Origin of the sequence: Salipiger sp. HF18 (assembly GCF_011806505.1) — a bacterium.
Lineage (GTDB): Bacteria > Pseudomonadota > Alphaproteobacteria > Rhodobacterales > Rhodobacteraceae > Salipiger > Salipiger thiooxidans.
Genome location: NZ_JAATOS010000093.1, coordinates 1 through 12,739, shown reverse-complemented (window position 1 = coordinate 12,739; position 12,739 = coordinate 1). Strand labels below are relative to the sequence as shown.

The window sequence follows — 12,739 nt, the reverse complement described above, 5'->3', positions numbered from 1 at the left end:
TGGACGAAGCCAGGGACGCCGGCCGCAAGTCGCTCCTGCTGCTGGTCCGTCGCGGCGGCGACCCGCGCTTCGTGGCGCTGTCGCTCGAAGAGCAGAACTGATCCACGGCTTCCGGCCGGGCGTACCGGCCGGAGCAGACGGAAAGACGAGGGGCGCGACCGCAAGGCCGCGCCCTTTTCGTGTTCCGGGTTCAGTACCGGGCGAGCGTTGTGTGTGGCTCCGGGGTGTCGCCGATGGTGAAGGATGCGCTGGCGTAGGAGGCGTGGCTTCTCGTGTCGATCAGCGCGCTGTCGCCATTGGTGATGGTGCCCTGTTCCGCCCAGGCGGTCATGGTCGAGACCACGACGGACAGGCCGCCCTGTTGGTAGTCGCGCATCAGGTGCCGGAACATCCCCTCGCGCTTGCCGCGAAGTTCGGCGTGGCCGTCGGCGCGGCGCTGGCCGATGTCGCGTTCCAGCGGCCCGTCCAGCGCGCCGGTGAGCTTGAGCAGCGCCGCCCCGCGCAGGGCGTCGAGGTCGATGCGCAGCGCCTCGGGGATGGCGTGCTTGACGATGCCGAGGTGCCGGGTCTCGGGCAGCGGGGACTGCGCCATCCGGTCGATCCCGGCGTGCATCGTGGCGATGGCGGCGTTGAAGCTGTCCCTGTGGCCCTGGAAGGTGTCGGCGGCGAGCACGAGGATCGGCAGGTCCTGCTCTTCGGCCATGGCGCGCAGATCGGCGAGGCTGGGTGCGGCCTCGTCGGCGGGATCGAAGGCGACGCCCATCGCCTCGGCCATGACGCCGCGGATCCGAAGCTCAAGATTGTCGAGGATGTCGTTGCCGCGGGCCGACATCTCGTCGACGAGCCCGCGCAAAAGGTCGGTGGTGGTGACGGGGGCGCCGACAGCCCGGGTCCGCGCCGGATCGTCGTAGGTCCCGAGGGGCACGTCGTCGCCGACCTCGGGCGCGGGTGGCGCGCTGTGCCCGGAAGACTGCGTGATGGTCACCACTGTCACCTGCAGGGCGCGACTGGTGCCCTGCAACAGGGGCTGCTGGCCTGGAAGCTGCTGGACCGGGAATGCGGCGGGCGGGAGGGAGGCGGCAAGCGACATCGGCAATGCTCCTTTCGGGTGAGCGCAGGATGCCGGTGCTTCGGTTAATGTTTGCTTCAGATCGCGCCGCGGCGGACGGGAAACTGCTTCAAAGGCTTTCGACCTGATCGAGCGGCGTGGCCACGATGCCGAGCGCCCGCGCGGTCTCGAGCGAGAGCTGCCAGTCGATCACCGCATCGTTGGGATCGAAGGCGTCGAACTCGGGCAGACGGCCCAGGTCGGCGCTGACCGACAGCGCGCCGAGCTCGGCCAGAGCGTCGAAGAGCAGCAACGGCTCGTGACCGTTGGCGTAGAGCGCCGGGGTGGGGTTGAAGCGGATGTCGAAGCGCCGCACCGAGGCGACCTCGTCCGGCAGGTCGAGAGCCACGGGCCCCGCATCGAAATCGAGGCTCATCGCATCGAAGGAGAACTCTTCTTCCTTGTCGGCGTCGCCCAGATGCGCCTCGAGCTCCTTGAGGATCGTGGCCTCGGACTCGGCATTGGGCTCACGGCCGTCGCGAGCCGCCTCGACAAGGTCGGCGAGCTGGTCGCCCGATCGGTGGAAAAGCAGCATCAGCTCTTCGTCGACCTTCAGCACCTGCGAGCGGACCTTGTCCATCACCGTCTCGAAGGTGTGAGCGAAGCTCACCAGCCGGTCGAGCGCAAAGGCCCCGGCGCCGCCCTTGATCGAATGCACGGCGCGGAAGACGGCGTTCACCACCTCCATGTCCTCGGCGTTCTCTTCCATCGCCGAGAGACCCTCGACGAGCGCCTCGAGGAGCTCTTCGCATTCTTCGAAGAATGTATCGCGGATCGAGTTTGTCGACATGAGTTACACCACGTGTCCGGTGAGGCGGCGCAGCACCGAGACCAGCGAGGCGTCGTCGAAGGGTTTCACGATCCAGCCGGTGGCGCCGGCCTCTCGGGCGCGGGCCTTGAGGTCCGGTCCGCTTTCGGTTGTGAGCACGATGATCGGCACCGTGGTCCGGCTGGGGCCGCTGCGCAGCGTCTGGATCACCCCGAACCCGTCCATGTTCGGCATGTTGATGTCGGTGATCACCACGTCAGGCTCGACCTCGGAGAACTGTTCCACGCCTTCGACGCCGTCGCAGGCCGAGTGATATTCGAAGCCCGCACCCTCGAGCGAGACGCGCAGGAGGTTCCGGATGGTTCGGGAATCGTCGATCGCGAGGACTTTGGTCGTCATTGCAGCGGATCCTTGTCGAAATGATCGGGAGCGAGGCCAAGCCGTTCCAGCCCGGCGCGGAACGTGTCGTTGGCGTCTGTCAGTTGGAAGGCGATGCCTTCGCTCGCCCATTGCTTCTGCGCCACCAGCAGGATCTGCAGCCGGTGCGAATCGAGCCGTCCGACGTCGCGGGCGGAGATGGTGACCGGCAGGTGGCGGGCACCGAGCAGGAAGGGAACGAGCGCATCTTCGCCGTTGCGGTTCCGCGCGGGTTCGAGAGCGTGAAAGTGGACGTCGGTCATGGCGGGGTCGGCACCTCTGGCAGCGTCGAGAGCGGAGCGACCGGTGGGACGATGCCCGATCCGGATCAGCAGAAGACATACGTGCGGTGTCTTAACAAAGCGTTCTGGCGCGACGTGAATCCGGCCCGTCTTGCGGCGCTCCGTCGAATTCTCCACAAACAGCGCAACAGCATTGGGAGAACGGTGATGGCGCGCAATGGCGGACAACTGGTTGTGGACTGTCTGGTGGCACTCGGGGCGAAGCGGGCCTTCGGGGTCCCGGGCGAGAGCTACCTCGCGGTGCTCGACGCGATGCACGACCGCGACATGGCCTTCGTCAACTGCCGGCAGGAGGGCGGGGCGGCCTTCATGGCGGCCGCGCATGGCAAGCTGACCGGCCAGCCGGGGATCTGCATGGTGACCCGGGGCCCGGGGGCGACCAACGCCTCGATCGGGGTGCACACGGCGATGCAGGACAGCGCGCCGATGATTCTGCTGGTGGGCCAGATCGCCACCGACATGCGCGAGCGCGAGGCCTTCCAGGAGGTCAACTACCGCGCCGTCTTCGGGACCATGGCCAAGTGGGTGACCGAGATTGACCACGCCGACCGCATCCCCGAGCTGGTGTCGCGGGCCTGGACGGTGGCCACAACCGGGCGGCCGGGGCCGGTGGTGCTGGCGCTGCCCGAGGACATGCTGATGGCCGAGACCGACGCCGCGCCGGTTGCCGGCCCGCTGAGGGTCTACCCGCCGGAGCCCGCGCCCGCCGCGGTGGCCGAGACGCTCGAGCTGCTGGCGTCCGCCAAACGTCCGCTGATCCTGCTCGGCGGTGCGCCCTGGGACCCTGAGGCGAGCGCGGCGCTGCAGCGGTTCGCCGAGGCCTCGGACATCCCCGTCGCGAGCTCCTTCCGCTACCAGGACCAGTTCGACAGCCGCTCGCCCTGCTTCTGCGGCGATGCGGGCGTCGGCATGACCGCGGCGATGAAGGGGCTGATCCGCGACGCCGACATGATCCTCGCGCTGGGCATCCGCTTCGGCGAGAACATGACCGACGGCTACACGCTGCTCTCGGTGCCGGACGCGGCGCAAAAGATCGTGCACGTGCATGTCTCGGACCGCGAGATCGGCAAGGTCTACCGCCCGGTCCTCGGCATCCACGCCTCGCCCGAGCGCTTTGCGATGGCGCTGGCGGGGTCGGTGAGCGGCGGATGGGGCGCGTGGCGCGAGGCGGCGCGCGCGGCCTATCTCGGCTTCATCGACAAGGCGCCGGCGCAGCCCGGGCCGGTGGACATGGTAGCGGTCTGCGCGCATCTGCGCACGCGTCTGGCGGGGCAGGAGCTGGTGCTGACCAACGGCGCGGGCAACTTCACCGTCTGGTCCTCGCGCTTCTTCCGGTTCGAGCCGGGCATGCGGCTGCTGGCGCCGCAGTCGGGGTCGATGGGCTACGGGCTGCCGGCGGCGGTGGCGGCCAAGATCGAGCGCCCAGGGGTAGTGGTGATCTGCTTCGCCGGCGACGGCGACATCCAGATGACCATGCAGGAGATGGCGACAGCGCGGCAAGCCGGGGCGGCGGTGATCGTGATCGTGGTGAACAACGGCACCTACGGCACCATCCGCGCCCACCAGGAACGCGAGTTCCCGGCGCGGGTCAGCGGCACCGAGCTGGTGAACCCGGACTTCGCGGCACTGGCGCAGGCCTGCGGGCTGCACGGCGAGACGGTGTCCGAGACCGGCGCCTTCGCCGAGGCCTTTGAGCGGGCGCTGGCCTCGCCCACCGGCGCGCTGCTGGAGCTGATCGTCGACAAGGAGGCGCTGACGCCCTACCGCACGCTCACCGAGATCCGCGAGGGCCGCTGACGGCGGATTGGGTCAATGGGTCAAGCCGCACGGGCGTAATGCCGCCCGCGCGGGAACGCTGCGTCCTCGTGCGGGCAGTTCCCCATAGCGTCCGGAGTGACCGCGGAGCCGACCGCCCCCGCGAGGAGCAGAGGCTCGCCACCTGACGAGAGAAGAGAGCTTCGGGAGACCCTGGACATGCCAGGGCGAGGCCAACCGGTGCTGGGAAAGGCTCAGCAGTCTGCGAGCGGGGCAGCCTGCTGCAACGCGGCCTTGAGGCGCGACGTGTGCACGGGCTTGAGGCAGCATTCAGCCTGCGGGTAGCGGGTCTTGATTTCGTGGTCGTTTACGTGGCCGGAGTGGAACACCAGCCCCACGCCCATTTCCTGCAACCGGTCGGCGAGAGGATAGACCTCGCCGTCCTTGAGGCTCACGTCGAGCACCGCCATGTCTGGTCGGGTTTCGCCGATCTCGCGCATCGCGTTCGACACGGACGCAAAGGGGCCGATCACTTCGAAGCCGAATTCCTCGATCAGCAACTGGAGGTCCAGCGCGACGATGTATTCGTCCTCGCAGAGCAGCACCTTCGACTTTGGCATGGCATCAGCTCCGGCTGTCAGGGGCATAGGTCAGGGTCATCCTTCGTTCGTGGCTGCCATACTCGACGGACACCTGTCCGTTCAGCTGTACGGCGGAGAGCTGCACGAGCGTCGAACCAAATCCCGACGCTCCATCTGAAGGCTCAACCTCCTGCCTGTGGATTTCGTTCCATGTCAAAATCACATGGCCGCCCCGTTCGAGGCGCCAGGTTACTTCGAGGTGCCCGTCTGCGGGGCCGAGCACCCCGTATTTGGCGGCGTTCGTGGCCCATTCATGGAGCAGCAGCGAGAGCGCTGTGAGCTCTTGGCTGGCGATCGGAACCACCGGTCCCTCAATGCGGGCGACGGCCTCGCCCGAGTAGGGCTCGAGCGAGGCGCGGATCGTCTGTTCGAGCGTCAGCGTCTGCCGGGCGGGGGCATTCTGGGTCAGGTCGTGCGACCGCGCCAGCGCGTTCACCCGGGTCTGGATGCCGTCCACCAGGTCCTCGACCGAGTCGGTGGTGCGGCTGGCAAGACGCACCATGCCCGAGATGATCGAGAACATGTTCTTCACGCGATGGTTCATTTCGCGCAGCATCATCTCTCGGATCTGCTTGGCTTCCTGCTCTTCGGTCACGTCGAAGAGCACGCCCAGGACCCGTGCGGTGCGGCGCCCGTCGACCCGTCGCCCGACGATCTGGATCGTGTGGGCGCGGGGCTCGTCGCCCGCGAGGCTGCACACGACCTCGACCGGATCGCCCGACTCGGTGAGTGTGGTCATGGACGTAACGATGTCGGCGCGGGAATCTTCCCGGAAACAAAGGAGGAATTCCTCGAGAGAGAGCACCGGGCTCTCGGCCCCGAGGCCTATGCAGGCGGTCTCGTCGAGCTTCATCACCCGGGTCGACGGGTCAAATTCCCAGACCCCGAGCGAGGTCACGTCAAGCGCCAGCCGCAACCGTTCGCCCTCGCGCTGGAGCGCGTCCTCGAGCCGCAGCGCGTCGGTCAGCTCGGTGAACACCAGCGTCGCGCCGTCAAGCACGCCGTCGCGGGTGCGGTAGGGGGTGATGACCAGCGACCACGTGCGTTCCTCGGCGCGGTCCGAGACCCGCAGGTGGCGCACGTCGCCGTCGCGCATCACCTCGGCGATGGTCTCGAGCACCTCGTCGTTGCGGCGCAGGGTGCTGGTGACCTCGGCCAGCGGGCGGCCCCGGTCGGTTTTGCGGAACGGGTAGATCGACTGGATCGCGTCGGTGTAGTTGCGGATCGACATATCTCGGTCGACCACCACCAGCGGCAGGGCGGTGGAGGCGAAGAAGTTCGAGAGATCGGCGTTGGCGCGCGACAGCTCGTCGACCTTGCCCTTGAGCTCGTCGTTGACCGTCGAGAGCTCCTCGTTGGTCGACTGGAGCTCCTCGTTCATCGACATCATTTCTTCGTTGGAGCTCTTCAGCTCCTCGTTCGCGGTCTCGAGCTCCTCGACGGTGGTGTGCAGCCGCACGCGGGTGTTGCGCAGCTCGTCCTCGAGGCTCTGGACGTGGCTGTCCATGTTGTCGAGATCGTCGAATTCCTCGTCGTCGTAGGCCTCGAAGCGGTCGCGCTCGCGGAAGACCAGCAGGATGGTGCCGTCCTTCAGCGGCTCGGCGATCAGGTCGAAGGCCTGCAGGCCGAATTCAGACCGCGCCGAGAGCCCGCGCGAGATGGTGCGGCGCTTGTTGGCGCTGACCTGCCGGATGATGGCCGAAAGCGCCTCGCGCGCGCCGGGGCGGGCGATGGAGGTGGCGAAGCGGTTGGTGTCGGGATCGCCCGGCGCGTATTCGAGATACTTGCCCAGCCGACCGGTGGTCTTGAGGATCTCGCCAGCGGTGGTCACCCGCAGCGTCGCCGGGGCATAGGTCGAGAGCAACCGCTCTGTGGCCCCGCCGTCGCCCCAGTCAAGCCGCTTGGACGGGGTTCTGTTGGCCTCGGCATGGCGCGCCCCGTCGCTGACGGGCAGGCTCCGGCCGCGCAGGTGCATCGGGTACTCGGGCCGGGTGTCGTTGCGCTGGAAGATGCGCGCGCTCTGGTCGAGCGGTGCGAAGGCGTGGTCGTAGCGGCCGACGGTCTCGGACGGCCCGAGGAACAGCGTTCCGCCGGGCTTGATGGCGTAGTGGAAGATCGGCAGCGCCAGCCCCTGCAGCTTTTCCCCGAAGTAGATCAGCAGGTTGCGGCAGGACAGCAGGTCGATGTTCGAAAACGGCGGATCGCGCACGATGCTGTGCACCGAGAAGCGGATCATGTCGCGGATGCGGGCGGAGATCTTGAACCGTCCGTCGCGCGCGACGGTGTAGATGTCGCGCATCCCCTCGGGGATGTCGATCAGCGCCGCCTGCGGGTAGGTTGCATCGCGCGCCAGCCGCAGCATCTGCTCGTCGATGTCGGTGGCGAAGATCTGGATGTTGACCGAGCGGTTCTGTAGCCGGGCCTCGTCGGCGAACATCATGGCGATGGTGTAGGCTTCCTCGCCGCTGGAGCAGCCGGGCACCCAGACCCGGATCTCGTCCTCGTCGCCGGCGTTGCGGATCAGCGGCTCGATCACGCGCTCGCGCAGCGCGGCGAAATGGGCGGAGTCGCGGAAGAAGCGGGTGACGTTGATCAGCAGTTCGCGGAACAGGATCTCGCATTCCTGCGGATCGGACTTGATGTGGTCGAGGTACTCCTTGGCGCTGCGCAGGTCGAGCACCTGGATGCGCCGCTGCACGCGCCGGATCAGCGTGCTTTTCTTGTAGCCCGAGAAATCGTGGCCCACAAAATTTCGCACCACCGAGCAGATGTCTTCGAGGTACTGCTCGACCGTGTTGGCCAGCGTGCCATCGATGGTCTCGATGAAGGCGTGGGAATAGAATTGCTGGATCGCCTCGACGATGTCGCCGGGGCGGCGCACGAAGTCCACGAGCCCGGTGCCCTGCGCCGAGGTCGGCATGCCGTCATACTTGGCGGTGCGCGGATCCTGCACGATGCAGAGCCCGCCGTTCTCCTTGATGGCGCGCAGCCCGGCGCTGCCGTCGGCGCCGGTGCCCGACAGGATCACGCAGGCGGCGAAGCGGCCCTGGTCCAGCGCGAGGCTCTCGAAGAAATCGTCGATGGGCCGGCGCAGGCCGCGCGGCTGCTCGAACTCGGTGAGGTGCAGCACGCCGTTGGTGACCGAGAGGCCGAAGCCCGGCGGGATAATGTAGACGTTCCCCGCGAGGATCTTCTCGCCGCCCGACACCTGCCGCACGTTGAGCGCGGTGTGGCGGGCGAGAAGCTCGGCCAGCAGGCTCTCGTGGTTGGGGTCGAGGTGCTGGATCACCACGTAGGCGAGATTGCTGTCCGAGCGGGCCTCGGTCAGCATCTCGCGGATCGCCTCCAGCCCGCCGGCTGAGGCACCGATGCCCACGATGCAGAGGCGCTCGCGGTCCGGCTCGCTCGACACGGTTGTCTGGTCGTCCTTTTTTTCGTCTCTCATGATCGTGTCGAAACTGCTCCCAGGCCCCTAGCGCCGTTTGTCGTCGAAGCTGAGTCGCGCCATCATCGCGACGGAATCGGCGATGAGCTGGGCGGAACCCATCATCGCCAGTCCGAATTCGCGACCGATCTGGTCGAGGTCGGTCAGCGCGTTGGCCAGCTGTTCATCATTCTGCGCGATGCGCGAGCGCTGCATGGCAGAGCTCATGTCGAATTGTGAGGCGAGGATGAAGCGCACCTTGCCTTCGGGGTCGCGCAGCCGCGACATGAAGACGAAGTTGTGAAAGCTCGTGCCGTCCTTGCGGTAGTTCAGGATCGGGAAGCGTCCATTGTCGTCGCCGGCGCCGTGCACGAAGTCATGCAGGGCCTGCCGCTGTGCCCCGGAGGTGCCGGTGCCTTGCAGGAAGCGGCAGTTCTTGCCCATGACCTCGTCCTGCGAATATCCGGTGAGCTCGCAGAAGGACCGATTCACGATCGACAGCGGCGCGTCCTCGGCCATCTCGGAAACCGCAAGCGCGACGCCGGACTGCGCGATGTAGTCGCGGAACGTGGTGGGCAGGGCGGAATAGAGGCTCATCTGGGACGGTCGCAGGTCTGGAGGTGGGGCGCAATGACGGGTTCTGAGGGCATCTGACGACTAGATGCATCGCTTGCGCAGCGAGGCAAGGGGAAACGGGTCGAATTCGCATATGTTGCTGACCTGCCCGCGCGGCATGCCGGTCCCGGGGCTCCGTCACCGCGGTGTGATCGGGCGTGAGCGCCTGCGGCCCCCCCGCCGTGGTTTCCCCGCTCCGGAAAGCTGCCATGTTCAGGGGGTGCCCCTTCGCCCGACCCCGTCCCTGCCGCCGCCGGAGCCCGCCATGTTCTCACGCCGCCGTTTCATCATCGCCTCTGCCGGGGCGCTTGCCGCGCCCTCGGTCCTGCGGGCACAGGGCGCCGAGACCCTGCGCGAGGCCGCAACCGGGCTCGACCAGCTGCATGCCATCCTCGTGCAGCGCGGCGACGAGACGCTGCTGGCCGAGGCGCCGCGCGGGCCGGGGCTCGGGCGGGTCGCCAATATCAAGTCCTGTTCCAAGAGCGTGCTGGCGCTGCTGCTCGGGACGGCCATCGAACGGGGCGAGGTCGCCGGGCTCGACGCCACGCTCTCCGAGGTGGCGCCCGACCTGATCCCGTCGGACGCCACCGAGGGCGCGGGCGATCTCACCATGTCGGACCTCGTCACGCTGCGGGCGGGGCTCGAGGGCACCTCGGGCGGCAATTACGGCGCCTGGGTCAGGTCGCGCAACTGGGTGGCCTATGCGCTGCGCCAGCCGCGCATCGCGCCCAACGGCGGGCGGGGGAGCCATTCGACCCGCCCCCCCCCCGGGCTGGGGGGCGCGCGCGCCCCCCCCCCCGGCCAGGGCCTGGTGCGGCCCGCCCGCGAGCGCCTCGGCACGCCGCTCGGCATCGAGGTGCCGGCCTGGACCCGCGACCCGCAGGGCTTCTACTTCGGCGGCAACGAGATGGCGCTCACCCCCGAGGCAATGCTGCGGATCGCGGTGCTGATGCGAGACGGCGGCGCCTGGGACGGCACGCAGGTGATCGCGCGCGACTGGGTGACCCGTTCGCAGGAGGGGCAGACACGGTCGCGCTGGTCGGGGCTCGACTACGGCTACGGCTGGTTCCTGAGCCCCAGCGGCTGGACCATCGGCCGCGGCTACGGCGGCCAGATCATCGCGGCGCAGCCCGAGCGTGGGCTGGCGGTGGCCATAACCTCGGACCCGACGCGCCCGGCGCGGTCGGCTGGCTATTTCGGCGACCTGATGGCGCTGCTCGACGGGCCGGTGCTGGGGCTGGCCTGATCCGGCCGGCCCGCGGGCAGGTCAGAGCCGCCCGCTGGCCGAAAGCAGGATGGCGATGGGCCGGGTCGCCGGGATCTCGGCCAGCACGATGATCATGCTCGCGGTCAGCGGCACCGCCAGCACCGCGCCGGGCAGCCCCCAGAGCGCGCCCCAGAACGCCAGTGCGAAGAGCACCACGAAGGGGCTGAGGTTGAACGTCCGGCTCATCATCCGCGGCTCGAGGTAGCCCGCAACGAACATCTGCGCCACGGTCAGCCCCACCGCCACCATCGAGGCCGCGCTGTAGGAGCCGGTCTGCGCGAGGCTCAGCAGCACCGGGAAGATCACCGCGATCAGCGAGCCGATGTAGGGAATGTAGTTCAGCAGCCCGATCAGGATCGCCCAGAACAGCGCGAAGTCGATGCCAAAGATCAGCAGCACGCCGTAGGAGAGCAGGCCGAGGATGATGTTCACCACGGTCTTCACCGACAGGTAGTCACCGACGCGGGTGTTGATGCGCTCGAAGAGCGCGATGGTGCGGGTCTCGCGCTCGGGGTCGCCGAAGGCGTTGGCAAGCTTGCGGGCCATGACCGCGCGTTCTGCCATCATGAAGAAGGCGTAGAGCGTGACGAGGAACAGCGTGCCGCCGAAGCCGCGCAGCGACAGCAGCACCGGGCCGATGTAGGACTGCACCTGGAAACGGTCGATGGTGGCAGAGCGCACCTTGGCCCAGGTCGGCTGGTCCTCGATGCCGAACACATGCGCCGCCCGCAGCACCAGCGCGTCGATGTTGGATTCGTAACCGGGCAGGGCGGCGGCGACCTGCGTGAAGGTGTCTGCGAGATAGGCGAAGGACAGCACCGTCAGGACGGTGAAGGCCAGCAGCACGATCAGCCGCCGCAGCAGCGCGGGCAGCCGTCCGATCACCGGAACCCGGCCCAGCCGGTCGGTGACGTTCGACAGGATGTAAAGAGCGATGAGCGCGATCAGCACCGGCAGGATCACCGGTTTGCCGATGTGCAGGATGTAGCCCAGCATGATCAGGAGCGCCGTGAGATAGGTGATCTGCGGGAGGTTCATGGTCGTGCTGGTCTCGCGTCTTGCCGTTGTGCCCTGCCGCGCGTTGCCGTGACATGCCGCGGGGTGCCCCGCCGACGGGGACCGACAAATGAGATAGCGATTTGAGGGGGAAATCAAAAGCTCTAAGCCATGACGACGGCGTGTGCGACGCAGCCCGCGGGCCGTTCCGGCGCGAAACCGGGCAGGGGGAAGGGCTGCGGTCGGGCCCCGGATTCGGGCGGCCGCATCTTTCGCGGGAGGGGAGATGCGGATGACGTCACGTCGCCTGACCTGAGTTGCCGCGCCGTCGTCCGCGACGCCTTTCAGGCCGCCAAGCTGGAGGCGCTCAATCCCGGAGCCGACTCGCGACCGCCGGTTTTCCGGGGCGAGGGCTGCGCAATCCACGCGGTCTGGCCCAATCATCGCAACAGGCGTGAAAGCGCCGCTGAACCGCTTCTCGGAACAGCGCAAAACCGGCGACGATGCGGCGGTCTGTGACGTGCCTGTCGGGTGATCATCGAGGTGAGGTAAATGGTGCTGCTGGACAGGATTGAACTGTCGACCTCTCCCTTACCAAGGGAGTGCTCTACCACTGAGCTACAGCAGCACGCTGTCTCCGGATTGTTACTCCGAGCCTTGGCCCGATGCAAGCGGGTTCTGGAGAAACCCTTTTGTTTCAGCGCCTTAGAAGCTCTGGACTTCCCTTTGTCAAGGGCCATATCCAGTTGTGAACTTCGGCGGTGCCTAACGCCTGTCTGTGGTGTGCCTGACTGGCGTGGGCGGCTCTCTAGACGCAAATTCCGGGGGGCGCAAGCCTAATCTGGACGCTTTTTTTCAGCTGCTTTAAACAGGGCCCATGGAGCGCAAGACAGGCACCCCGAAAAACAAGGCAGAAGACCGCGATACGCGGCTGAAAGCGGCGCTGAAGGCGAATCTCGCCCGGCGCAAGCAGCAGGCCCGTGCACGGTCGACCGAGAAGCCCGCCGAGGGGCAGAGCAGCGAGAAGGACAGCTAGGACATGGATTCCATCATCGTCACCGGGAACGGCCCGCTTTCGGGCCGCATTCCCATCGCGGGGGCAAAGAACGCCTGTCTCACGCTGATGCCGGCCACGCTCCTGTCGGACGAGCCGCTCACCCTGACCAATGCGCCGCGGCTGTCGGACATCCGGACCATGACGCTGCTGCTGCAGTCGCTGGGCGCCGAGGTGCAGGGCCTGCAGGAGGGCCAGGTGCAGGCAATGTCGAGCCACGCGCTGACCTCGACCCGCGCCGAGTACGACATCGTGCGCAAGATGCGCGCGTCGATTCTGGTGCTGGGCCCGCTGCTCGCCCGTTTCGGCCATGCCGAGGTCTCGCTGCCCGGCGGCTGCGCCATCGGCGCCCGCCCGGTCGACCTGCACCTGCGCGCGCTCGAGGCAATGG

General features: G+C 67.7%; 11 protein-coding genes, 1 tRNA gene and 1 pseudogene. 4 read left to right on the top strand and 9 right to left on the bottom strand.

What is annotated here, in order from left to right; translation table 11 throughout:
- Positions 1–190 precede the first annotated feature (190 nt).
- The 4 genes from HC022_RS10625 to HC022_RS29100 form a co-directional block, all read right to left on the bottom strand.
- Positions 191–985, bottom strand: coding sequence for a hypothetical protein (locus tag HC022_RS10625; protein ID WP_167452402.1), 795 nt, complete (start codon positions 983–985; stop codon positions 191–193).
- A 193-nt stretch (positions 986–1,178) separates the two neighbouring features.
- The gene (locus HC022_RS10620) at positions 1,179–1,898 is read right to left on the bottom strand and encodes an Hpt domain-containing protein (protein WP_254885046.1); all 720 of its coding nucleotides are present in this window, start codon (positions 1,896–1,898) and stop codon (positions 1,179–1,181) included.
- A 3-nt stretch (positions 1,899–1,901) separates the two neighbouring features.
- Positions 1,902–2,276 (bottom strand): response regulator, encoded by a 375-nt coding sequence (locus tag HC022_RS10615; RefSeq protein WP_008883415.1) that lies wholly within the window; start codon positions 2,274–2,276, stop codon positions 1,902–1,904.
- Complete coding sequence (locus HC022_RS29100; RefSeq protein WP_254885045.1) at positions 2,273–2,764, bottom strand: STAS domain-containing protein; 492 nt, start codon at positions 2,762–2,764, stop codon at positions 2,273–2,275. Before HC022_RS29100 ends, HC022_RS10615 begins: the two co-directional genes overlap by 4 nt.
- On the opposite strand from HC022_RS29100, the gene HC022_RS10605 reads away from it, so the two are divergent.
- Complete coding sequence (locus HC022_RS10605; protein ID WP_167452401.1) at positions 2,744–4,393, top strand: thiamine pyrophosphate-dependent enzyme; 1,650 nt, start codon at positions 2,744–2,746, stop codon at positions 4,391–4,393. The genes HC022_RS29100 and HC022_RS10605 overlap by 21 nt on opposite strands.
- Before the next feature lie 212 nt (positions 4,394–4,605).
- Here the strand turns inward: HC022_RS10605 and HC022_RS10600 are convergent, their stop codons facing one another.
- Genes HC022_RS10600 through HC022_RS10590 form a run of 3 tightly spaced genes read right to left on the bottom strand, consistent with a single transcriptional unit; the run spans position 4,606 to position 9,013 of the window.
- Positions 4,606–4,971, bottom strand: a complete 366-nt coding sequence (locus HC022_RS10600) for a response regulator (protein ID WP_040383582.1) — start codon at positions 4,969–4,971, stop codon at positions 4,606–4,608.
- Positions 4,972–4,975: 4 nt separating this feature from the next.
- On the bottom strand, positions 4,976–8,437 hold the full coding sequence (locus tag HC022_RS10595) for a chemotaxis protein CheB (RefSeq protein ID WP_167452400.1): 3,462 nt from the start codon (positions 8,435–8,437) through the stop codon (positions 4,976–4,978).
- Between the two features lie 27 nt (positions 8,438–8,464).
- Complete coding sequence (locus tag HC022_RS10590) at positions 8,465–9,013, bottom strand: PAS domain-containing protein (protein ID WP_008883518.1); 549 nt, start codon at positions 9,011–9,013, stop codon at positions 8,465–8,467.
- Between the two features lie 283 nt (positions 9,014–9,296).
- Between HC022_RS10590 and HC022_RS10585 the strand changes: the two genes are divergently transcribed.
- Positions 9,297–10,277, top strand: coding sequence for a serine hydrolase (locus tag HC022_RS10585; RefSeq protein WP_167452399.1), 981 nt, complete (start codon positions 9,297–9,299; stop codon positions 10,275–10,277).
- A 21-nt stretch (positions 10,278–10,298) separates the two neighbouring features.
- Here the strand turns inward: HC022_RS10585 and HC022_RS10580 are convergent, their stop codons facing one another.
- Together HC022_RS10580 and HC022_RS10575 are read right to left on the bottom strand one after the other, a co-directional pair.
- Positions 10,299–11,336 carry an AI-2E family transporter gene (locus HC022_RS10580; RefSeq protein ID WP_008883371.1) on the bottom strand — a complete coding sequence of 346 codons (1,038 nt, stop codon included), beginning with the start codon at positions 11,334–11,336 and terminating at the stop codon, positions 10,299–10,301.
- Positions 11,337–11,847: 511 nt separating this feature from the next.
- Positions 11,848–11,922: transfer RNA gene (locus HC022_RS10575), tRNA-Thr, on the bottom strand.
- A 249-nt stretch (positions 11,923–12,171) separates the two neighbouring features.
- On the opposite strand from HC022_RS10575, the gene HC022_RS10570 reads away from it, so the two are divergent.
- Both HC022_RS10570 and HC022_RS10565 read left to right on the top strand, forming a co-directional pair.
- The gene (locus HC022_RS10570) at positions 12,172–12,330 is read left to right on the top strand and encodes a hypothetical protein (protein ID WP_008882937.1); all 159 of its coding nucleotides are present in this window, start codon (positions 12,172–12,174) and stop codon (positions 12,328–12,330) included.
- Positions 12,331–12,333: 3 nt separating this feature from the next.
- Positions 12,334–12,739, top strand: a pseudogene (locus tag HC022_RS10565) (UDP-N-acetylglucosamine 1-carboxyvinyltransferase); the annotation flags it as partial.